This window comes from Micromonospora sp. SD19, assembly GCF_054462275.1.
In genome coordinates this window covers 1266205-1288519 of the sequence record NZ_JBTLMN010000001.1, presented here as the reverse complement: position 1 = coordinate 1288519, position 22315 = coordinate 1266205, and the positions used below count along the sequence as shown (strand labels likewise).

Genomic DNA, 22315 nt, shown 5'->3' with positions numbered 1-22315 from the left:
GCTCCTGTCGAACGATGTCTGCGCCGACCCTCCACCTTACGCGCGTCGGCGACGGGCCTCAGGCACGGTCCGCGGACAGCGCACGGGGCGGTCGGTGATGGACGGACCTTCCCGCCATCTCCCGCCCGCCCCGTGCATCCCCCCGGTTTGGTTTCCCCCGCACGTTCTCGGACCGTCGTCGCGATAACGCTGCGTACTCATAGAGTCACACTCAGCCAGGATGACGTCAAGCTATTCCGGGAAAGTCGGACTTGTGTCGTCGCCGGCGAGCGCGTCAGCGCAGCCCGGACGTCGCCACGTACGCCATACCGGCACCGTCGATCCGCAACGGCGCATCGGACGCCGTACCGATCGCGGCCTCACCGGAGACCAGCGTCAACGCGCCGGCCCCGTCGTCCACGGTGATCGAGCCGCCAGCACAGAGCACCACCCGGGGGCCGGGCAGCGGCAGCGACACCGAGGGCACCGCCGCGTCGACCCGCACCCGGTGCAGCGCGAAATCGTCCACCGGGACCGGCCACCAGTCCACGCCCGGACCGACCGTCTCCGGGGCCCGCACCGGATCGTCGAGCACCTCGAAACGCAACACCCGCAACAGCTCGTCGACGTCCACCCGCTTCGGCGTCAGGCCGCCGCGCAACACGTTGTCGCTGGCCGCCATGATCTCCACTCCGCAGCCGCTCAGGTAGGCGTGCAGGTTGCCGGCGGGCATCCAGATCCCCTCCCCCGCCACCAGCCGCACGTGGTGCAGCAGCAACGCGACCAGCGCGCCCGGATCCCCCGGGTACGCCGTGGCCAGCCGGCGGACCAGCTCCGCGTCCGGGCCGTCGGCCGGAGCCGCCACCACGGCGGCCAGCAGCTCGTGACGCTGGGCGACCGGCCAGCCGAGCAGCGTCCGCACCGCCGTCCGCAGCCCTGCCGGCCCGGCCCGCAACGCGGCGACGACCGGCGCCAACGCCGGTACGCCGAACGCGGCGAGCGCCTCGGCCGACTCCACCGGATCCCGGAACCCGCACAGCGCCTCGAACGGGGTGAGCGCGACCAGCAACTCCGGCTTGTGGTGCGGGTCGACGTAGTTGCGCTGCCCCTCGGGACGCCCCGCCTCCGCCGCGAAGCCGGCCCGCGCCTGCTCGGCGTCCGGGTGGGCCTGCAGGCTCAGCGGGGCATCGGCCGCGAGCACCTTGAGCAGAAACGGCAGCCGACTGCCGAACCGCTCGGACACCCGCTGACCGAGCCACTGACCTGACTCGTCCCGCACCAGATCACAGAGGCTCACCCGCAGACCGGCGCGATCCACGCGGGCCGGGGCGCCCGGGTGCGCCCCCAACCACAGCTCCGCCTCCGGGCCCGCACTCGGCACCGAGCGCCCCTGGAGGAGAGCGATGGCCGAGCGCGAACCCCAGGCGTAGTCCCGGATCGGCCCGTACAGTGGCTCCACCCGTCAGCCCCCGGGCCGCCCGGCCGCCTCGCCCGACGCGTCCTGTGGCTGCGGCACGGCGGTGTCGGCGGCGGCACCGGTCCCGGCCTTGGCGGCAGCGACGCTGTAGACGTCCGGCTCCAGATAGATCACCCGGGCGATCGGCACCGCGGCCCGGATCCGCGCCTCGACGGCGTTGATGCCGCGTGCCAGGTCGTGGGCGCTCTCCCACTCCGGCACGGCGATCTTCGCGGCCACCATCAGCTCTTCCGGGCCCAGGTAGAGCGTCTTCATGTGAATGATCCGCTCCACCTCGGGGCCGTCGGTGACGGCCCGCTCGATGGCGGCCACGTCGGACGCCTCGGCGCCCTCACCGAGCAGCAGGCTCTTCGTCTCGATGGCGAGCACGACCGCGATCACGACCAGCAGGATGCCGATCATCGCGGTGCCGGCGGCATCCCACTCGCCGTTACCGGTGATCAGTGTCATGGTGACGCCGAACAGGGCGAACACCAGGCCGATCAGCGCGCCGAAGTCCTCCAGCAGCACCACCGGAAGCTCCGGCGCCTTGGCGCGACGGATGAAACGCACCCAGGACTGGTTGCCCCGGATCTGGTTGGACTCCTTGATGGCGGTCCGGAACGAGAACGACTCCATGATGATCGCGGCCACCAGCACGGCCACCGGCAACCACTGCCAGGACTCGATGCCGCCCTTGTGATGCCACTTGTGGTACGCCTCGTAGAGCGCGAACAGGCCACCGATGCTGAACAGCACGATGGACACGATGAACGCGTAGATGTAGCGCTCCCGGCCGTACCCGAACGGGTGTTCCGGGGTGGCCGCCCGCTTCGCCCGCTTGCCGCCGAGCAGCAGGAGGCCCTGGTTGCCAGAGTCGGCGACCGAGTGGACCGCCTCGGCCAGCATCGACGACGAGCCGGAGAGCAGGAACGCAATGAACTTGGTGACGGCGATGCCGACGTTGGCCAGCAGGGCGGCGACGATCGCCTTCGTCCCACCGTTGGCGCTCATGCCACCGCTCCGCTTCGCGACACGAAGCCGACCGGTCCGCGCATGGCGTGCCGCCCCCTACGTTCGTTCACTGGTTCGACAGCTCCTTCATCTCGGTGATGGCCGGAACGGCCATCGGGTCCAGCCCGTGGGCCAGCGCAAGGTAGATCGAGGCGAAATCCGGGACGGCGATCAGTGACGCCAGCCGCTCCAGGGCGGAACCGCCCTCGGCGGTCACCACGTCGCAGCGCACGCCACGACGCTCCGCGAGGGTCTGCACCGCGTCCGCGCGGCGCTCCTCCACGGCGAGCGGCTCGTCGGTGTCGTCCTCGGCGTTGAGCCCGCCGTCACGCAGCAGCACCAGCCGCAGCCGGGTGCCCTCTCCGTCGTCCTCGGCCGGGTCGGCGAAGATGTCCCGCTCCCCCTCGGCCAGGCCGCCGAAGACGCCGTCGAGGAGCCCGACGCGACCCCGCCCGGCCTCACCCAGCGCCCCGGTGACCACCGGGTAGCGGGCGTTGGCCGACAGGGTGTCGCCGAACCGGCGGGCCGCCACCGTGGCCAGCGGGGACGAACCCCACACGATCGGGATCGAGCCGGCCAGACCCAGCGCCAGTGACTTCGCCGGGTTGACGAAGGACTCGGCGGCGGACCGGCAGCGGTCCGCGTCCGCGTCGAGCCGGGCCGCGGTCTCCGCCAGGTCCGCCTCGTTGACCTTCACGAGCCCGAGGGAACGGGCGGCGAGCAGGACCGGCACGGTGAGCGCCCAGAGGCTGGCCCGGGCCGGGGCACGCCGGGGCACCGGGATGAACGGCGCCCGGGCCTGCTCGGCGATCGACTGCAACCGCGAGTCCGGGGCACCCACGGCGACGAGTCGGGCGCCACGGCGGTGGGCCGCCTCGGCGGCGCCGAGCGCCTCCGGGCTCCGTCCGGACGCGCTCACCGCGATCACCACGTCGGCAGCGCCCACCCAGCCGGGTACGCCAGCGGAGCGGTGCCCGATGATCGGGACCGGGCAGCGGGGCCCGGCGACAGTGGCCAGCACGTCCCCGGTACGCCCCGCCGTGCCGATGCCGGCGATCACGACGGCTCGGGGCCGCCCGTCGTCGGCGAGCACGGCAAGGTTCGCCTCGGCCGCCAGCGCGGCGCTCTCCCGAACCTGCGCGCCGGCCGACGCCGTGTGCCGGAGCATGCCGCCCGGGTCGGCCTCGGCCAACGCCTGCGCGTTGTCGAGCAGGGCCTCGTCGGCGTCGCGGCGTCCGCTGACCCCGGCCGTACCGTCGATCATGAGGGCTGCCCGGGGCCGCCGCGCGCCTCGTCGAGCAGCAGCACCGGCACGTCGTCGCGGACCTCGAAGATCCGACCGCACTCCGTGCAGGTCAACGTCTGCGCCTCGGCGTCATAGCTGAGCGGGGCGTGGTGCGTGTCCGGACAGGCAAGGATCTCGAGCAACTGCGGATCCAGGGCCATGGCACGGCTCCTTCCACGTGTGCGGCTTCACCGACGGCGGTGCCGACCGGCGCAGGCGATCTTATCGGCGAACGCGGTCGAGCACGTCGTCCCGGAGCGAGACCATCCGATCCCGGGTCGGCGCCTCGACGTTGAGCCGCAGCAGCGGCTCCGTGTTGGAGGCGCGCAGGTTGAACCAGGCGCCGTCGGGGAAACGCAGGGTGAGCCCGTCCATCTCGTCGGCAACCGCGTCGGGGTACGCGGCGCGCACCTCGGCCACGGCAGCCGCCTGGTCGGACACCGTCGAGTTGATCTCACCGGAGGCGATATAGCGCTCGTACTCACCGGCCAACACGGACAGCGGCAACGACTGCTCGCCCAGCGCCGCCAACGTGTGCATCGCCGCCAGCATGCCGGTGTCGGCGAACCAGAAGTCCCGGAAGTAGTAGTGCGCGGAGTGCTCGCCGCCGAACACGGCGTTGGTGCGGGCCATCTCCGCCTTGATGAAGGAGTGCCCGACCCGGGCGACGACCGGCTTCCCGCCGTGCTCGCGGATGATCTCCGCGACCGCGCTGGAGGTGATCAGACCGTGGATCACCGTGGATCCGGGGTGCTTGGCCAGCTCCCGGGCGGCGACGAGTGCGGTGATCGCCGACGGTGAGACCGGCTCGCCGCGCTCGTCGATCACGAAACACCGGTCGGCGTCGCCGTCGAAGGCCAGGCCGATGTCGGCCCCGTGCTCGACCACCGCACGCTGCAGGTCGACCAGGTTCGCCGGGTCCAGTGGGTTGGCCTCGTGGTTGGGGAAGGTGCCGTCCAGCTCGAAGTAGAGCGGCACGATCTCCAGCGGCAGCGGCGACAGGGCGGCGTCACCCAGCACTGTCGGAACGGTGAAGCCACCCATGCCGTTGCCGGCGTCGACGACCACCTTCAACGGGCGGATGCCCGAGAGGTCGACCAGCTTGCGCAGATAGCCGGCGTAGTCGGGAAGCAGGTCGCGCCGCTCGGCGGGCCGGGTGGGCGCACCGGCGGGACGGGCGTCACCCGAGTCCAGCATGGCCTGGGCCCGGTCCCGGATCTCGGCCAGACCGCTCTCCTGGCCGATCGGGCGGGCACCGGAGCGGCACATCTTGATGCCGTTGTACTGCGCGGGGTTGTGGCTGGCCGTGAACATCGCGCCGGGCAGGTCGAGCGAGCCGGACGCGTAGTAGAGCAGGTCGGTGGAGGCGAGACCGATCTCGATCACCGAACGCCCCTCGGCGCGTACGCCGGTGGCGAAGGCGGCGGCCAGGCCGGGCGAGGTGCCCCGCATGTCGTACCCGACGACTACTGCGTCGCCCGGCTCGTCGGTGGAGTTGAGTAGTTGGGTGAACGCGGCTCCCAGTGCCTCGGCGACCCGCTCGTCCCACTGGTCCGGCACCGTCCCGCGGACGTCGTACGCCTTCACGATCTGGGACAGATCAGACACGTGTTCCACTCCTTGGCCGCAGGTTAGACACCGATCCTGAGCCTAACGGAGGGGGCGGGTCGTACTCCGCTCAGCCGGGGAGCCGGGGTATGAACACGGTGTGGCCCCCGCCGTCGGTGGGCGGGTCACCGGGCAACGGCCGACCGTCGGGCCGGCCCGGCATCGGCTGCGTCGCCTCCGGGGGCGCGGCAGGGGTCTCCGGCCGGGCACCGTAGACGCCGCCGGTAGCGGGACGCGGTGCGGGCACCGCACCCCAACCGGCGGCCGGCGGCTGCTGGCCGTACACCTGACCGGGGCGACCGGGCGCGGCCGGCAACCCGCCCCCGGCGCGGTAGGTGGTGCCGCCCGGGTTGCCCGGCAGGATGCCCGGCCCGTCGTCGGACGGCTTGCGGTCCTGCCGCGAACGACGGATCAGCAGCACGATGAGCAGTAGTCCGACTGCCACCAACACAATGCCGATGAACATCACTGGTGAACCTCCTCCGGACGATTCGGCGGCGGTCGCCCTGGTGTTCGGCGCGCTGGACAACACCGCCGGGTTCACCGCCTCGTCGACGGTCGCGACCTCGGACGGGCTCGGGGTGGGCGTCGGCTTCGTCGACCGCGACGGAGTCGGCGACGGGGTGACCCGCGCGCCGGTCAGCCGCGCCGCGTCGGTGGCGTGACCCAACGTCTGGCCGGCCGCGCTGATGCCCGCACCAGTGACCACGAGCCGGCCGCCCGGCGTACCCGCAGCGAACGCCACCCGGTAGCGCACCGTGATGCCCTTGCCCTTGCACAGCGTCGGCTTCGCTGGTGACGTCTGCGCGGTCGACACGTTGCCGCCGCCTCCGCTGACGGCCACCGGGAACCAGCGCCCGCCCGCGTTGACCTGGACCTTCACCTGGTTCGGCTGAAGACCCTCCATGGTGAAGCCCAGCGCGGTACGCAGCAGGACGCACCCGTCGGTGCGCTTGCGCACCGCGACGTTCACCCCCTGTGCGGAACCACCAGCGGCGAAACTGCTGGCCGCGCCCACCCGGACCGAGTCCTCGTCGGCCAGCGCCGGCGACGCACCGAGCAGCACCAGGCCGCCTGCCAGACCGCAGACCGTCGCCAGCCGTGCCGCGCGTCGACGCACTGTCATGATCACCTCGCCGTCCTCCCCGGGTGGGGTCCGCAGGTCAGGCTACTACCGGCCGGCCCACCCCATCGGTCATAGAGCGGCCCGGATGTGTGCGGCGTTACGGTTTAGCACCCGCCCGCCGACCCCGCTGACCAGCCGATCAGCCCGACGGTCCGGGCGTCAGCCGGCCTGCTCCGGCCCGGTGGTCTGCCTCCGCGTCAGCCGGCCCGCTCCGCCCCGACGGGCCCGGTTGCCCCCGGCGTCAGCGGGCCCGCTCCGCCTCGGCGAGGGCGTCGCGGCACAGTCGGTCGGCGGTGCGGGTGGTCTCCGGCAGGCGGTAGCGCGGGGTCAACGCCAGCACCTGCGCTGTCGCGTTCTCCAGGCTCATCCGATGCCCGACGCTGACGAAGACCGGCTTCACCCCGTCCCGGGTCCGCAGCACCCGACCGACGACGTCACCACCGTCCCGCAACGACGACCACGAACCCCGCTCGGCGGACGGCGGATCCCACGTCCCGACCAGCGGTGTCTTGCCCACCCCGATCGCGGGCAACCCGGTGACCACCCCGAGGTGGCACGCGAGCCCGAACCGGCGTGGATGGGCCAGCCCGTGCCCGTCGCAGACCAGCAGGTCCGGAATGGTGGTCAGGCGATCGAGCGCACCGAGCAACGCGGGCACCTCACGGAACGCGAACAACCCCGGAACGTAGTCGAACGCGGGTCGCCCCACGCCGACAGCGGAGTCCACCACCGCCAGGGTCCGGGCGTCCAGGACCGTCACAGCCGCCGCCAGCAGGTCACCACCCTCGGCGTACGCGACGTCCAGGCCGGCCACCGTCGCGGGCGCGCTCGGCCCCGGCCCGACCAGGTCCACCAGCGGCCGCAACTCCTCCTGTAGGGCCACCGCCTCGGCAACACTGCCCGGCGCCACTGCCCCCACGCGCGCCGTGCGAGCTGGCTGCGGCATACCCGCTGCCTGCGGCATGCCCGCTGCGCGCGCGGCCCGCCATGATCCACTCGACATCACGAAAGTCGGGCTATCCCCCGGACCCGGATGCCCCGATTTCAAGAAACCGGAGTCGATCACCCTCGACCCGACGCATCGCCGCCACCTCCGGCAGCCCTGCCGTGCGGGCCGCCCCGGGCACTGTCACCGTCGGCCCGACCCCTGATCAAACCCAGGCCGAGCGCGACAACGATGCCGGTGGCGACACCGAAGGCGACGCCACCCTTCGCCCCGAACACCGGAATGCCGATAGCCAGGCCGACCAGGATGCCGACCGGCCAGGCCCAGACAGTCGACCTGATGCCCTTCGTGCCAGATTTCGCCATGCGTCGATCTTATTCGGCGCCGCCAGTGCCCTACCCCACCGAACGCGGCTTCCAGCCGGACGACGCACGGTCAGGCAAGCCCTCACTCGGCACGACCCCCTCGACCCACCGCCCGACCCATGCGCACCGCTGTCGGCCGGGATCCCGGCCCGCCTCGACTGCCTGTTCGTACACCCATCACTGTCGACCGGATGGCTGCGGGCCGCCCGCGCTGGGGTCGGTAGCGAACATGGCTCGGATGTCGTCCTCGTCGGGCAGCACACGACCCCCGCTGACAGTCTCAGCCACTCTCTCGGCCGTCGCCCGATCAACGGTTTCAAAACGGTCCATGTTTCGATAGTCGTTGACAAAACGCACGACGAGCGCTGGATCGAAGGCCCAGCGTCCGCTACGGTGATCCCAGAGGATCGCGCTGCCTGCGCCTACGTCCATGACGAAGAGCCCGGCTGGTCCTCCGACCCTCTCGTCATTCCGGTAGATCACGTAATACGTCAACAATCTCTTTCTCCAACTTGGTGACGACGTCCGCCGCAATAGGGAAATCGGAAGAGCTCAAGCCCAAATCGTGCACTACCTGGGAAAAGCTGATCCCTTGACGGTCGAGCCACGACCGATACTTCGGCCAGGCATCTCCGCTCTGGCTCAACCACTTGGCAAAGCTCGCGTCCTTCGTCGGGAACTCTGCGGCCAAGCCGTCCGGTACGGACTCCGACATCCGGCGCTCACGGTTCGCCGCAAGCATCCGCAGGAAGGCGTGCACATGCTCCTCCGGCCGGTTCGAGACCCGGCGCAGGATCTCGTAGTCGCCGTGGGTCCGCATCCACGCCTCCCGCGAGTCACGTGTGTGCAACTGCAGTTCGACGAGGAGCCCGTCGGGAGTGCGAAGGGTGCAGGTGAATCCGTAGAACCTGTTACCCGCCCGCCAGAAGTTCTTGAGATCCGACCTCGGGACGGAGAATCCCGCGTCGGTGAGGCCCGCGAGCACCAACTGAACGCCCCGCAGGTAGTTCACCCCGGGTGGCATCTCGAACAGGAACCGGAGGACGTCGTTCACCGTCTGCGAAAACTCCTCAACCCCAATGTTCGAGCCGCGCGCCTCATCGACGAACTTACGTGCCAGCGAACCCAGCTCTTTGACGCGAGCGGCGCGGTCGCGCAACTGCACCGGCTCTTCGAGACCCAGGGTTTCTGTCACGTTACGCCCGACCTGATCTAGAGCCGCTTCGACTCGATCGGCGGCCATCAGGGCGCGCTGCCGAAGCTCGGTCAGAGCGGCCAGCTCGCCTGCGGTCAGTTGCGCCAGCTCGTCGGCTGGATCACCCAGTTCGTGTGCCGCAGTCGGATCTCCGGCTGGCCTGTCCGGGTGTTGCGCCGAGCCAGGACCGTCGAGGAGCAGGTACATCCGGTTGATGTACGGGTCACCGTGCCCGCCGTCGTCGTACGTCGATGGGTGATCCGGCAGGTCGGGCCGTTCGCTGAACCGGCCCCGGGGCAGGCCGCCGAGCGGCATCGGTCGGCCGTCCCCGCTCAGCACCAGCGCGTCGATGCCGACCACGTCCGGGTAGAGCGGCCGGTCCCGGACCGCGCCGTTCTGCGGGTCCACGTAGAGAATCGTGCCGTTCTGGTTGAGCGCCACCCAGGCGTGCGAACCACCGTGTGCCCACTCGGTGACCAGGAACGAGTAGCTGCCGTGGCCGCCCAGCAGCAGTTGGTCGTGCAGGTTGCGGTAGCCCCGGTCGACGGCCTGCCGCGCCTGCGCTGCGTCCGTTGGTTGGCCGGACGTCGGGGCGACGAGTTGTTGGAAGCGCCCGCCGGTCACGTCTTCGACCCGGCCGGGGCCGCCTGCCTCGCCACGGATGGGACGCCTGATGTCGCCGTCGAGGTAGCCGTCGAAGGTGCGCGGTGCCGAGACGCGGGGTCGCCCGTGCACCCAGGTCTCGAAGAGCGACAGGGTGCAGTCCAGGCAGTTGATGCCCCGGGTGGCGTCGGCGGCGGGACCGCCGTCGTTGAGGAGCCGGAACCAGCCGCCCTGCCGGGGGTCGGCGGTGCGGATGACGGTGCCGTCCGGTTCGCGGGGCATCTGCCGTTCCACGTCGACCTGGTGCAGGGCGAGCGGTGGACGCAGCCCTCCGGGCTGCCCGTACGGGCGGGAGTCGTCGATCGGCGGCGGATCGTCGTCGCCGGTGAGCCTGGACGGGCCGGCGGTCTCCACCGCGCCGAGCGCCAGCGCGCCCACGTCCCGGTTGGCGTACTCGAAGGTGGCGCTGATGTCCACCACCGACGGGGCGGCGCTGCCGGCCAGCACCGCGTCGGCCAGGTCACGCCATTCGGAGTACGCGCGGGCCTCCTCGTTCGCGGCGCGCTGCCAGCCGTCGGCCCAGAGCCGGTTGCCGGCCTGGTGCAGTTGTCGGGCGTAGGTGGCGTACTCGACGGTGCGACGATCGTGCTCCACGGCGCGCGTACGCAGGCGGGCGGCTTCGGTCTGCCGGCGGTTGGTCTCGAACTCGATGCGCAGTGATTCGTAGTGCTCCTGGTAGCGCCGCCGCTCGGCGGCTTCCGCCGCGGCGGCCCACTGCGCCGCGTACGAGTCGTCGGGGTCGGGATCCTGCACCGACGGGGCACCGAACGCGGCCACGTCGACGGGGACCGACGCCCTTCCCCGGGCCGGGTGCTCGGGTGCGCGCACCGGTGCCGGTGTCTCCCGCGTCGGTGCACGCGGCGGCACGACGGATCGACCCACCACCGCCGGGGTGGGGGCGACCGGCGGCGACGTGTTGGCGGTGCTCGGGACGCCGTAGGTGACCGGCGTCGCGAGGCCGGGAGTGAGCGTCGGCGCGGAAGGGCCGGTTGTCGGAGACCAGGCGGTCGGCCCTGAGGGAGTGACGTGCGGCGAGTTGCCGGGGTGCGGCGGGGATCCACCGGTGGCAGCCGGGCCACTGTTCGATTCGACAGGGACGGCAACCGGCGCGGCCGAGAGCGTGGGGTCGGCCGTGGCCGGGTGCGGTAGGCCCACTCTCTCCCCGACCGGCGCGGCAGTGGACGGCGCCGCCTCGGTCGACAGTGCCGACGAGTCCATCTCGGACACCACACCGACCGGGACCGGTGCCGACGTCTGGCCGTCGGGCGTGACGGGTGACGCCGACGACTGCTCGGCGCCAGGGGACGTCGGCGCAGCCGGCTGGTCCGGCGACGACACGTCGACGGTCTCCGTGGCCTGCACGGGTACGACCCCGGCCGTAACCAGACCATCCGAAGCCACACCATCGGCAGCCACCGAGGACGCGGCCCCCACCGCAGACGGCACCGCCGTCGCCGACGCGGCCCCCACCGCCGACGGCATCACCGCCGACGGGACCTCCGCCGCCGCAGACGCAGCCCCCACTGAGGACGCCCCCGCAGAGGGCACATCCTCCGCGTCGGGCGGCGCCGACGGGAGGGATGGGCCAGCGAGCGACGCTCCCGCCAGGGCGTTCGCCTGGGCGTCGAGCCGGGCGCGTAGCGCGTGGTCGGTCTGGCCGGTCGCCGAACCGGTGGCCCCGGACGCGGCGGCGCGCGCCACGTCCTCCATCGAGGTCAGGCCCTGACCGGTGGCCAGGCTCGCCGCCCCCTCGGCGAGCACCTCGCCGGTCATCTCCCGCCCCAGGTGCTCCCCGACTCGCGCCGCCCGCCCGGTCGCGTGCCGGCCCAGGCCGGCCAGCGGGGCCACCGCCCCGCCGGCGAGCCCACCGACCGCCGAGGCGCCGAGATCGGTCAGGTCCAGGCCGTGGGCCCGGCCGGTGGAGTTCTGGTACGCCTGGGTGGCCAGGGTGACCCCGGCCTCCTCGGTGGCCTCCTCCAGCCCTTCGCGGGCGGCCCGCTTGGCGAACCCGCGTGCGCCCCCTCGGGCGACCTCCTTGGCGGCCCGTTCGCCGGCCTCCTTGAGCCCGTGTTTGAGGGATTTGCTGGCCAGTTGGCCCATCAGCCGCTTGAAGATCTGGTGAACCAGCAGCCGGGTGGCGGTGATCGCCGCGCCGGCGGCCGGGGTTGCGGCGCCGGCGGTCAGCACCGCCGCCACCGCCACGGTGAGCAGCTCGATGACCAGGATGCCCAGCTCGATCCAGACTTCCAGCTTGGCGCCCTCGATGTCGCACCCGCACTCCTCGACCAGTCGGCCCAGGTCGGCCGTGACGGCGAGCAGTACGGGCAGCGGCGCGTCGGTGTCCTCGGCGAGCCTGCGCCAGGCCGCCTCGAACGCCGCGCCGACGGCTCCGACACCGCCGTATCCACTGTGCACCTCGGCGGCGGCCGTGGCGGCGTCGGCGTGCGGCCCGGCGAGCACGGAGGCGACCGCGTACCACTGGTCGGCGACGTCCCACACGGCCCGCTCGTTGCCCTCCGGCCACTGCACGCCGACCACCCAGTCGAGGGCCTCGTAGATCCAGCCGGGCACGTCCCACGGAGCGTGGTCCAGTGGGTGCGGGATGGGGCTCGGCAGCACGCTCATCTCAGATCGCCGGTTGTCAGCGCCGGTCGGCGGCCCGACCGAGGCGGGTGGCGTTGGCGGCGTCGGTCTGCACGCTCGCGTCGACGGACTGGACCACACCGCCGCCCAGCTCGGTGAGCCGGTGCCCGACGCCCGCCCAGGCGCGCAGCACGGTCTGTTCGAACCCGCGGTAGTTGCGCTCGAAGGCGGCGCCGATGTCGTCGCGCCCCCACGGCCGGGCACCGCTGGCGGCCTCGATGGCGCCCCCTTCCGCCGCACGACGGGCCGTCACCGCCTCGCCGGCGAGCGCCAGGTCGGCACCGCCCCGGCGGGCCCGGGACGGATCGAGCCAGAGCTGCCCGTCGGTCATGCCGTCGCCTCACCCTTGCGGAGCACGGCGTCGGCCCGACCGAGCAGCGCGGCGTAGTCGCCGGTCCTGAGGAAGTCCATGGCCCCGGAGCCGGCCGGCATGCTCTCGGCGACGAGGTCGCTGGTGGCGTCGGCGGCGGCGGTCGCGGCGGCCCGGATCGTTTCGGTGATTTTTCGGCCGAGCGCCAGGGCGTCCCGGTCCCGGTAGATGGCGGCGGTCAGCTCGACCTCGATCAACTGGCCCTGCGCGCCGACGGTCGCCGTCACCTGCCCGTCGGCCGACCGCCGGGTCACCCGCAGCGCTTCGAGCCGCGCCTGAAGGGTGTCCAAACCGGACCTGAGCTGCTGGTACTGCCCATAGATGTCGTCGAATCGGGCCCGTAGCTCGCGATTGACGTCCCGGTCCGCCTGTGCGTCCACCGCCGCCCCTCCCGTCACCGTCGGTAGAGCGAAACGATACCGGCTGCCATCGATCCGTGTAGTCCGGTAGTTTCAATGCGTGATCGACCGTCAACAGGCCGAGCAGCTCGCGGCCACCTGGGCCCGCCGCGACTCGCAGCGGCTCGGCCACGAGTGCAGCGCGATGGTCGACGAGTTCGACCTGGGTTACGTCATCACGTCCGTCGTGCCCGGCGAGGTGCGCACGGTGCCGGGCGACCTGCCGACGACGGTCATCGACAAGCAGACCGGCACTGTAACCACCTGGCCCCGGGTGCCGAGCACCGTGGTGGCGGAGATGTACCGGCGTAGCCAGCCCGACGGGCCGACAGCGCCCCGCACCGTCGACCCGTCGACGGTGCTGCTGCGGGAGATAAGCCGGGGCGTCACCCCGAACACCGCCGCGCACCTGACCATCGACGGACGGATCTGGACGGCCCAGGGCACGAGGGCCGAGGTGCCACTCAACCACCACCCGCTGGTCCGCGACTATCTGGCCCAGCTGCCCCCCGGCGAGCTGGTGCGCGGCGGGGAGGCTCACGCCGAGCTGATCGTGGTCTCCGACGTCCTGCACGAGTACGACCACCGCCGCGCCGCCGAGGGCATCGCTCCGATGGGGAGGGCCGAGGCGGCGGCGCTCCTGGGGAACGCCCGCTTCGAGGTCTTCCGGATCCGTGAGCCGGGTGATCCCGCTGGTGGGCCGGCCGAACGGCCCTGCGACTCGTGCGTCGCCTTCCTGGTCCGGGCGAACGTCCTGCCGGAGGCGGCGCGCGCCTTCACCGAGACCTGGACCGCGCCGGAGGCCCCGGATCCGGATCCGGGGCGCTTTCCCCCGGCGGTCGCCAACGCGCTGGTCGCGGCCGGGTGGCGACCACACATCGGTGACCAGATCATGGCCGCTGCCGCCGTACGGGACGTCACGTCGGTGCCGGGGCGAGACCATCGGCACGAGGTCTTTCCCGCCGCCGTGGAGGCGCTCACCGCGTTCCCCAGCCTGGTCGGGGCGCGGCGCGGCCGGGGCGAGCAGGTGTGGATCTCGCGTTTCGACATCCGTCCGCACGCCATCGCGCACACCGCCGACACCCTCGCGGACTTCGGCGCGGTGCTCGGCGTGCGCCTCTTCCCGATCGGCACCGAGCAGCAGGACAGCATCCTGGCGGTGGACGAGCGCGGCCGGGTGTTCGCGCTCGACCAGGCCGGCGAGTGGTTCCTCGGCGACACCGTCGACGCCGCGCTGACCACCCTGCTGCTCGGCCGCGCCCCCGCCCGAGTGAGCGACGACGGCACCTGGCAGGCCGACTAGCTCGGCGCGGGGCCGCCTCCTAGAGCGCGAGGCCGGTCAGCACCATCACCCGGGGCTCGGTGTAGTCGTCCATCGCGCTGCGCAGCCCTTCCCGGCCGACGCCGCTGCCCTTCACCCCGCCGTACGGCATCTGGTCGGCGCGGTACGACGGCACGTCGCCGACGATCACCCCGCCCACCTCCAGCGCGCGGGCGGCGGCGAAGGCCACGTCCAGCCGCCGCGTGAAGACGCCGGCCTGCAAGCCGTACGCCGAATCGTTGACCGCGGCGAACGCGGCCTGGTCGTCGGTGACCGGGGCGACCACCAGCACCGGCCCGAACACCTCCTCGGCCACGACCCTGGCGTCCGCCGGGACGCCGGTGAGGACGGTCGGGGGGTAGGTGGCACCTGCGCGCAGGCCGCCCACCTCGACGGTGCCGCCGGCGGCGACGGCCTCGGCGACCCACGTCTCGACCCGGCGGGCCGCGTCCTCGGACACCATCGGCCCGACGTCGGTCAGCTCGGAGGCGGGGTCGCCGGTGCGCAGCCCGCGCACGGCGGCCACCAGCCGGGGCAGGAAGTCGGCGTAGCGGGCGTGGTGCACGTACACCCGCTGCACGGCGATGCACGACTGGCCGGCCTGGTAGTTGGCGAACGTCGCGATGCGCTGCGCGGCGTAGTCCAGGTCCTCGTCGGAGGTCCAGTCCGCACACAGCACCGCTGCGGCGTTGCCGCCCAACTCCAGCGTCACGTGTTTCTGCGGCGCGGCGCGGCGGATGGCCGCGCCGACCGGACCGGAACCGGTGAACGACACGACCGGCAGCCGGGGTTCGGTGACCAGTTCGGCGGCCCGGTCGTTGGGCAGCGGCAGCACCGAGAACATCCCGGCCGGCAGGTCGGTCTCGGCCAGCAGCTCGCCGAGCAGCAGCGCGGTCAGGGGCGTCGCGGGCGCGGGCTTGACGATGATCGGCGCGCCGACGGCGATGGCCGGCGCCACCTTGTGGGCGACGAGGTTGAGCGGGAAGTTGAACGGCGTGATGCCCAGCACGGGGCCTCTCGGCACCCGCCGGACCAGCGCGATCCGCCCGCCGGCAGCCGGGTCGGTGTCGAGTCGTTGCAGCTCCCCGGAGAAGCGTCGGGCCTCCTCGGCTGCCCACCGGAAGGTCGACACGGCCCGACCGACCTCGGCGCGGGCCCACTTGAGCGGCTTGCCGTTCTCCGCGGTGATCAGTGCGGCGATCTCGGCGGCGCGTTCGGTGAGCCGCCGGGACACGTGGTCGAGGGCCGCCGCGCGGGCGTGCGCGGGCAGGGCCGCGGCGTGCGCGGCCACCCCGGCCGCGGCGGCGACGGCGGCGGCGACCTGGTCGGGCGTGGCGAATGTGGTACGCCCCACCGGGCGGCCGTCGTACGGGTGGTGGACGGTCAGCTCACCCTCGCCGGTGGCGGGTCGGGAGGCGACGAAGAAGGGTGCGGGCTCCACGCCGAGCAGCGTAGCCGAGCGATCAGCCGACGGAAACAGTCGCGATAACCCTTGTCTGCCGCGAATTCGGTAGCGAAGATGGCAGAGAGATTGCGATAACCGCCGCAGAACCGCGCCCCCGGCCCCCTCGGAGTGAACCCTCATGAGTGACCAGCAGCAGCTGCGCAACTTCGTCAACGGCTCCTACGTCGACCCGGCCGACGGCGGCTACGCCGATCTGGTCGACCCCTGCACGGGTGAGGTGTTCGCCCAGGCCCCGGTCTCCGGGGCTGCCGACGTGGACGCGGCGATGAACGCCGCCGCCACCGCCTTCGAGAGCTGGCGGGAGGTCACCCCCGCCGAACGGCAGCGGGCGCTGCTCAAGCTCGCCGACGCCGTGGAGGCGCGCGCCGCCGAACTTGTCGACGCCGAGGTGCGCAACACCGGCAAGCCCCGGCAGCTCACCGCCGAGGAGGAGCTTCCCCCGGCGGTGGACCAGTTCCGGTTCTTCGCCGGTGCCGCCCGGATGCTGGAGGGTCGCTCGGCCGGGGAGTACCTGGCCGGGCACACCTCGTACGTGCGACGGGAGCCGATCGGCGTCTGCGCGCAGGTCACGCCGTGGAACTACCCGCTGATGATGGCGGTCTGGAAGATCGCCCCGGCGCTCGCCGCCGGCAACACCGTGGTGCTCAAGCCGTCGGACACCACCCCGGTGTCGACGCTGCTGCTCGCCGAGATCGCCGCCGAGTTCTTCCCGCCGGGGGTGTTCAACGTGGTCTGCGGCGACCGGGACACCGGTCGTACCCTCGTGTCGCACCCGACCCCGCAGCTGGTGTCGATCACCGGCTCGACCCGCGCGGGCATGGAGGTCGCCGCCGCGGCGGCCCCCGACCTGAAGCGGACCCACCTGGAGCTGGGCGGCAAGGCCCCGGTGGTCGTCTTCGACGATGCGGACGTGGCGGCGGCGGCCGAGGCCATCGCGTTGGGTGGCTACTTCAACGCCGGGCAGGACTGCACGGCGGCCACCCGCGTGCTGGCCGGGCCGGGCGTCCACGACGACTTCGTGGCGGCGCTCGCCGAGCAGGCCCGCGCCACGAAGACCGGCGGGCCGGACGACGCCGACGTGCTCTACGGCCCGCTGAACAACGCCAACCAGCTCGCCCGGGTCAGCGGTTTCGTGGACCGGCTGCCGGACCACGCGGCGATCCAGACCGGTGGGTCCCGCCACGGCGAGCGCGGCTACTTCTACGCGCCGACCGTGGTCTCCGGGCTGCGGCAGGCCGACGAGATCATCCAGGACGAGGTGTTCGGTCCGGTCATCACCGTGCAGCGCTTCACCGACGAGGACGAGGCGGTGCGCTGGGCCAACGGCGTCGACTACGGCCTGTCCGCCTCGGTCTGGACCAAGGACCACGGCCGGGCCATGCGGATGACCCGACGGCTCGACTTCGGCTGCGTCTGGGTGAACACGCACATCCCGTTCGTCTCGGAGATGCCGCACGGTGGCTTCAAGCACTCCGGGCACGGCAAGGACCTGTCGGTCTACAGCCTGGAGGACTACACCCGGATCAAGCACGTCATGCACAACATCGAGGGCTGAACCCATGCCGAGTTCGGAGGAGTTGCACAAGCGGCGCGGCGGCGCCGTCGCCCGGGGCGTCGGCAGCGTCACCACGTCCTACGTGGACAGTGCTGCCGGCGGGACGATCACCGACGTCGACGGCCGGGAGTGGATCGACTTCGCCGCCGGCATCGCCGTCACCAGCGTCGGCAACTCCGCCCCGAAGGTGGTCGAGGCGGTCCGCGCGCAGGTCGAGCGGTTCACCCACACCTGCTTCATGGTCGCGCCGTACGAGTCGTACGTGGCGGTGTGCGAGCACCTCAACGCGCTGACGCCGGGCGGGTTCGAGAAGCGTTCGGCGTTGTTCAACTCCGGCGCGGAGGCGGTGGAGAACGCGGTGAAGGTCGCCCGGCACGCCACCGGTCGACCGGCGGTGGTGGTGTTCGACCACGCGTACCACGGCCGGACCAACCTGACGATGGCGTTGACCGCGAAGAACATGCCGTACAAGCACCGGTTCGGGCCGTTCGCCGGGGAGATCTACCGGGTGCCGATGTCGTACCCGCTGCGCGACGGTGGGCTCTCCGGAGCGGAGGCCGCAGCTCGGTCGATCGAGATGATCGAGAAGCAGGTCGGCGCGGAGAACGTCGCCGCGCTACTCATCGAGCCGATCCAGGGTGAGGGTGGTTTCGTCGTACCCGCGCCGGGTTTCCTGCCCGCGCTGCGTGCCTGGGCGACGGCGGCCGGGGTGGTCTTCGTCGCCGACGAGATCCAGACCGGCTTCTGCCGGACCGGCGACTGGTTCGCCTGCCAGCACGAGGGCGTCGAACCCGACCTGGTGACACTCGCCAAGGGCATCGCCGGTGGCCTGCCGCTGGCCGCGGTGACCGGTCGGGCCGAGCTGATGGACGCGGTGCACGTGGGCGGGCTCGGCGGCACGTACGGCGGCAACCCGCTCGCCTGCGCCGCCGCGCTCGCCACCATCGAGACCATGCACGAGCTGGACCTGGTCGGGGCGGCCAGACGGATCGAATCGCTGCTGGTCCCCCGGCTACGGGCCATCGCCGAACGGGACCCACGGGTCGCCGAGGTACGCGGCCGGGGCGCGATGCTCGCCGTGGAGCTGGTGCTGCCGGGCACGCTCACCCCCGACCCGGTCGCCACCGCGGCGATCTCGGCGGCCTGTCACGCCGCGGGCCTGCTCACCCTGACCTGCGGCACGTACGGAAACGTGCTGCGCCTCCTACCCCCGCTGGTGATCTCCGACGCCCAGCTCAACCGGGGCGCGGACCTGCTCGACGCCGCCTTCCGCTGAGCGGCTGAGCGGCTGGGCGGCGGAGGGGCCCGGTGCACGGGCCCCTCCGCCGACGTCAGCGCAGCACCTCGACGGTGTTGCGGCGCACCAGGTTCTTGCCCGGCTCGCGGATCTGATCCATCGCCGCCGCGTTGAGCAGCACGCAACTGCCCGACGGGCCGGTCACCGTCACCGTGGTGGAGCGGTTGTTGTCCAGATTGGTCACCCGCAGCCGGGTACCCACCGGGAACTGCCCGCTGGTCGCCGCCGGCCCGGCCGCCTCCTCGAAGAAGGTGATCGCCCCGGTGCACGCCGACCGGGGCGCCGGTCCGGGCGCGCCGGGCGACGCCGCGCCGGGGCGGACCGTGCCGGGGGCCGGAGCGCCGGCGGGCGGCGCGGCGCCGTCGACGCGTTCCACCACGTTGCGGCGGATCACGTTCTTCCCCGGTTCCCGCACCAGCTCCATGGCCGCCGCGTTGAGCAGCACGCAACTGCCCGACGGGCCGGTCACCGTCACCGTGGCCGCCCGGTTGTTGTCCAGGTTCGTCACCCGCAGCCGGGTACCCACCGGGAACCGGTCGCTGGTCGCCGCCGGCGCCCCGCCCTCCGCCGAGAAGGTGACCGAGCCGGAGCAGACCGACGACCGGGCCGGGGCCGTGTCGGCGAACCCGAAGCTGGTCCCCACCGCCACACCCGCCGCGGCGAGCACCGCCACGCTCGCCGCCAGCACGTGCCTGCGCTGCACCCTCATCGCCGTCACTCCCGTCCTCGGTGGTGTCTTCACCCACCTGGTACGGGCCGCAGCGCCCTACCGTTCAGCCGGCACCGGTATCGATCGCGCGGCGGCCAGGTCAACCGGCCCGTACCGGGTACACGGCGCGCCGGTGATCAGCGCCCAGTAACGGTCGCCGTACGACCAGTGCCACCACTCCGTCGGGTAGTTCACCATCCCCGCGCCGCCCAGCGCGTCCACCATGATCTGCCGGTGCCGACGGGCGGCGCCGACGATCGCCGGGGCGTCGGTGAAGCAGGCGTCGGCGCTGTCCTCCGGGGTGGCGTCGATGGCAGTGCCCAGATCCACCTCCACCCCGTCGTCGGTGCAGAGCGTCAGGTCCACCGCGCCGCCGGTGCTGTGCGGGGCCACCTCGACCGGTGAGACGAACTTCGTCGTCTCCCGGTGCAGCCGCTCGGGTGACCAGTCCGGGTGTCGTCGGCGCAGCTCGTCCCGGTAGCCGGTGAAGATGGCCAGCTGCGCCCGGTACGGCCGGTAGCCCTCGACCACCAGCAGGCGCAGCCCACCGGGCAGGGCACGCTGCGCGGCGAGCAGGCGGTCCACCACACCGGCGCGCAGCCGGGCGTACGCCCCGGCGGGGTCGGCCGCCCGGCCGTCGAGCCGCAGCTCCGGCACCTCCCGCAGGTCCACGAACTCGTCGCCGTCGTCGGCGCTGGGCACTGCCGCCACCCGGGGATCGGAGAGCAGGATCATCCGAGGCTCCCCACCGTGCTCGCCGACCGTTCCGCGTGCCGGACCCGGGCCAACTCGACGAGACGGTCCACCACCTCCCGGTAGGAGACCCCGACGGCGGCCCACACCTTCGGGTACATCGAGTGCGCGGTGAAGCCGGGCATCGTGTTCAGCTCGTTGACGTACAACTCGCCGGTCGTCTCGACGTAGAAGAAGTCGACCCGGGCCAGGCCCCACCCGCCGATCGCGGCGAACGCGCGCAGCGACAGCTCACGGACCCGCGCGGTCACCTCGTCCGGCAGCACGGCGGGGACGATCATCGGGTCGTCGTCGCCGAAGTACTTCTGCTGGTAGTCGAACCAGCCGCCGCTGACCCGCACCTCGCCGACCGCCGACGCCTCGGGACGCCAGCCACCGAGCACCGCACACTCCAACTCCCGGCCCACGACCCCCTGCTCGACCATGACCAGCTGGTCGTGGCGGAGCGCCTCCCGCACGGCGGCGGCCAGGTCGTCGCCCTCCCCGACCCGGGAGATGCCGATCGACGAACCCATGCTGGCCGGCTTGACGAAGAGCGGCCGGCTCAGCCCGGTCACCAGCTTCTCCGGGTCGTCGACCGTCCGGTAGGTGTGCGCGTCGAACGCCACGTACGGGGTGACGGGGATGCCCTCGGCGCGCAGCGCCCGCTTCATCGCCACCTTGTTCATGCCCACCGCCGAGGCGAGGATGCCGCAGCCCACGTACGGCACGTTCAGCGACTCCAGCAGCCCCTGCACCACACCGTCCTCCCCGTACGGGCCGTGCAGCACCGGGAAGAGCACGTCCAGCTCGGCGTGCACAGCGCCGGGGGCGTTACCGGCGGTCACCTGCACGACGCCCGGACGCGGACCGGCCCGCAACTCGACGGCCGGCCCGCTCACCACCAACTGGTCGTCGATGGCCCGCTCACCGGCCGGCCGGTCGCGCAACTCGGCCAGCAGCGCGTCGGGCATCAGCCGAAAACCGCCGCCGCGGGTGACACCGATGGCGACAGTGCGGTAGCCGCCACCGGCAAGCGCCCGGGCCACCCCGAGCGCGGACGCACACGACACCTCGTGCTCCGCCGACGGCCCACCGAAAAGGATGCCGATCCGAACTGGCGCGCTCACGCCGCCGCCCCTTCCCCGGTCAGGTCGGCGGACCGGGGTGCCATCAACCGGGCCACCAACGCCGCCTCCACGTTCCCGCCGGTCAGCACCACACCGACCGTCCGCTGCCGGTCCGTCACCGGCGCAAGGCGGAGGGCGCCGGCCAGGGCCGCCGCGCCGGACGGCTCGGCGAGCACCTTGAGGTCGGTCAGGATCAGCCGGAACGCCGCCGCGATCTCGTCGTCGTCGACCCGGACGACGCCGCGCAGCCTGTCCCGCGCGATGGCGAACGGCAGCTCACCCACGCAGGACGGCCGCAGCCCGTCCGCGATGGTGGGCGCCGGTGCGACCGGCACGCGAACACCGGCCGCCAGGCTGCGGGCGAGCGAGTCGCAGCCCACCGGCTCCACGCCGTACACCTCGATGCCGGTGCCGGCGGCGGCCAGGCACCCGCCGGCCACACCGCCACCACCGCCGACCGGTACGACGAGCGCGTCCAACGGTGTCCCCGCGCGCTCGGCGTCCTCGATCAGTTCCAGGCTCGCCGTGCCCTGCCCGGCGATCACGTCCGGGTGGTCGTACGCGTCGACGACGGGGTGACCGCTGTCGTCGCTGAGCCCGTTGGCCACCGCCACCCGCTCCTCGACGGCGGTGCCGGCGAACACCACCCGCGCCCCCGCCGCGCGGGCCCGCTCGACCTTCGTCGGTGCCGCGTCGACCGGCAGCACCACTGTCGCCGCGAGGCCGTGCTGTCGGGCCGCCAACGCCACCGCCACCGCGTGGTTGCCGGTGCTCTGCGCGATCACCCCGGTGTGCCCGGCCGCGGCGAGGCGACCGACAGCGCGCAGTGCGCCGCGCATCTTGTACGAGCCGCCGTGCTGAAGGTTCTCCGCCTTGAGCAGGACCCGGGCGCCGGCGAGTTCGTCGATCACCGGGGACCGCAGCACTGGTGTGCGGACCACGCGGCCGGCCAGCCAGCGGCTGGCCTCCTCGACATCGGCCCGGGTCTGGCCAACGGTGCGTGACATCGTCTCTCCTTTTTCGGGCACACCACGGGCGGGATCCAGCAGTACGTGGAC

The 22315-nt window shown here is 72.7% G+C and carries 20 protein-coding genes; 3 read left to right on the top strand and 17 right to left on the bottom strand.

Annotated features, from left to right (window positions below; all coding sequences use genetic code 11):
* Positions 1 to 274 precede the first annotated feature (274 nt).
* The 12 genes from manA to ACX27O_RS05920 all read right to left on the bottom strand — a co-directional run bounded on the left by manA (position 275) and on the right by ACX27O_RS05920 (position 13030).
* Positions 275 to 1438: a mannose-6-phosphate isomerase, class I gene (gene manA, locus ACX27O_RS05975; RefSeq protein WP_387222240.1), complete on the bottom strand. Its 1164-nt coding sequence runs from the start codon at positions 1436 to 1438 to the stop codon at positions 275 to 277.
* A gap of 3 nt (positions 1439 to 1441) precedes the next feature.
* Positions 1442 to 2449: a cation diffusion facilitator family transporter gene (locus tag ACX27O_RS05970; RefSeq protein WP_030331530.1), complete on the bottom strand. Its 1008-nt coding sequence runs from the start codon at positions 2447 to 2449 to the stop codon at positions 1442 to 1444.
* A 67-nt stretch (positions 2450 to 2516) separates the two neighbouring features.
* A complete protein-coding gene (locus ACX27O_RS05965; protein WP_030331537.1) occupies positions 2517 to 3713 on the bottom strand; it encodes an SIS domain-containing protein in 1197 nt (398 codons plus the stop codon).
* Complete coding sequence (locus tag ACX27O_RS05960) at positions 3710 to 3895, bottom strand: Trm112 family protein (protein ID WP_030331539.1); 186 nt, start codon at positions 3893 to 3895, stop codon at positions 3710 to 3712. The genes ACX27O_RS05965 and ACX27O_RS05960 overlap by 4 nt, the downstream gene beginning before the upstream one ends.
* Positions 3896 to 3956: 61 nt before the next feature.
* Positions 3957 to 5342 carry a phosphomannomutase/phosphoglucomutase gene (locus ACX27O_RS05955; protein ID WP_210863067.1) on the bottom strand — a complete coding sequence of 462 codons (1386 nt, stop codon included), beginning with the start codon at positions 5340 to 5342 and terminating at the stop codon, positions 3957 to 3959.
* 70 nt (positions 5343 to 5412) lie between these two features.
* The gene (locus tag ACX27O_RS05950) at positions 5413 to 6468 is read right to left on the bottom strand and encodes a hypothetical protein (protein WP_245233618.1); all 1056 of its coding nucleotides are present in this window, start codon (positions 6466 to 6468) and stop codon (positions 5413 to 5415) included.
* A gap of 241 nt (positions 6469 to 6709) precedes the next feature.
* On the bottom strand, positions 6710 to 7414 hold the full coding sequence (gene nfi, locus ACX27O_RS05945) for a deoxyribonuclease V (RefSeq protein ID WP_458939029.1): 705 nt from the start codon (positions 7412 to 7414) through the stop codon (positions 6710 to 6712).
* Between the two features lie 116 nt (positions 7415 to 7530).
* Positions 7531 to 7779: a hypothetical protein gene (locus ACX27O_RS05940; RefSeq protein ID WP_156057518.1), complete on the bottom strand. Its 249-nt coding sequence runs from the start codon at positions 7777 to 7779 to the stop codon at positions 7531 to 7533.
* Between the two features lie 177 nt (positions 7780 to 7956).
* Entirely contained in the window at positions 7957 to 8274 is a 318-nt protein-coding gene (locus tag ACX27O_RS05935; protein WP_458939028.1) for a hypothetical protein, read from the bottom strand.
* Positions 8246 to 12262: a toxin glutamine deamidase domain-containing protein gene (locus ACX27O_RS05930; protein WP_458939027.1), complete on the bottom strand. Its 4017-nt coding sequence runs from the start codon at positions 12260 to 12262 to the stop codon at positions 8246 to 8248. The genes ACX27O_RS05935 and ACX27O_RS05930 overlap by 29 nt, the downstream gene beginning before the upstream one ends.
* 16 nt (positions 12263 to 12278) lie before the next feature.
* On the bottom strand, positions 12279 to 12611 hold the full coding sequence (locus ACX27O_RS05925) for a hypothetical protein (protein WP_458939026.1): 333 nt from the start codon (positions 12609 to 12611) through the stop codon (positions 12279 to 12281).
* Entirely contained in the window at positions 12608 to 13030 is a 423-nt protein-coding gene (locus ACX27O_RS05920) for a YbaB/EbfC family nucleoid-associated protein (RefSeq protein WP_458939025.1), read from the bottom strand. The genes ACX27O_RS05925 and ACX27O_RS05920 overlap by 4 nt, the downstream gene beginning before the upstream one ends.
* A gap of 79 nt (positions 13031 to 13109) precedes the next feature.
* Here ACX27O_RS05920 and ACX27O_RS05915 point away from each other — a divergent pair, with 79 nt between their 5' ends.
* A complete protein-coding gene (locus ACX27O_RS05915) occupies positions 13110 to 14351 on the top strand; it encodes an SUKH-3 domain-containing protein (protein WP_030331552.1) in 1242 nt (413 codons plus the stop codon).
* A gap of 19 nt (positions 14352 to 14370) precedes the next feature.
* Here the strand turns inward: ACX27O_RS05915 and ACX27O_RS05910 are convergent, their stop codons facing one another.
* Positions 14371 to 15810: an aldehyde dehydrogenase family protein gene (locus ACX27O_RS05910; RefSeq protein WP_458939024.1), complete on the bottom strand. Its 1440-nt coding sequence runs from the start codon at positions 15808 to 15810 to the stop codon at positions 14371 to 14373.
* Positions 15811 to 15952: 142 nt separating this feature from the next.
* On the opposite strand from ACX27O_RS05910, the gene ACX27O_RS05905 reads away from it, so the two are divergent.
* Complete coding sequence (locus ACX27O_RS05905) at positions 15953 to 17389, top strand: gamma-aminobutyraldehyde dehydrogenase (protein WP_357638201.1); 1437 nt, start codon at positions 15953 to 15955, stop codon at positions 17387 to 17389.
* A gap of 4 nt (positions 17390 to 17393) precedes the next feature.
* Complete coding sequence (gene gabT, locus ACX27O_RS05900; protein WP_357638199.1) at positions 17394 to 18665, top strand: 4-aminobutyrate--2-oxoglutarate transaminase; 1272 nt, start codon at positions 17394 to 17396, stop codon at positions 18663 to 18665.
* Positions 18666 to 18720: 55 nt separating this feature from the next.
* Here the strand turns inward: gabT and ACX27O_RS05895 are convergent, their stop codons facing one another.
* Genes ACX27O_RS05895 through ACX27O_RS05880 form a run of 4 tightly spaced genes read right to left on the bottom strand, consistent with a single transcriptional unit; the run spans position 18721 to position 22264 of the window.
* The gene (locus ACX27O_RS05895; protein ID WP_030331563.1) at positions 18721 to 19395 is read right to left on the bottom strand and encodes an RlpA-like double-psi beta-barrel domain-containing protein; all 675 of its coding nucleotides are present in this window, start codon (positions 19393 to 19395) and stop codon (positions 18721 to 18723) included.
* A gap of 57 nt (positions 19396 to 19452) precedes the next feature.
* Positions 19453 to 20130: a M15 family metallopeptidase gene (locus ACX27O_RS05890; RefSeq protein WP_210865067.1), complete on the bottom strand. Its 678-nt coding sequence runs from the start codon at positions 20128 to 20130 to the stop codon at positions 19453 to 19455.
* Entirely contained in the window at positions 20127 to 21257 is a 1131-nt protein-coding gene (locus ACX27O_RS05885; protein ID WP_358127614.1) for a D-alanine--D-alanine ligase family protein, read from the bottom strand. The genes ACX27O_RS05890 and ACX27O_RS05885 overlap by 4 nt, the downstream gene beginning before the upstream one ends.
* On the bottom strand, positions 21254 to 22264 hold the full coding sequence (locus tag ACX27O_RS05880; protein ID WP_458939023.1) for a threonine ammonia-lyase: 1011 nt from the start codon (positions 22262 to 22264) through the stop codon (positions 21254 to 21256). The genes ACX27O_RS05885 and ACX27O_RS05880 overlap by 4 nt, the downstream gene beginning before the upstream one ends.
* Between the last annotated feature and the right edge of the window lie 51 nt (positions 22265 to 22315).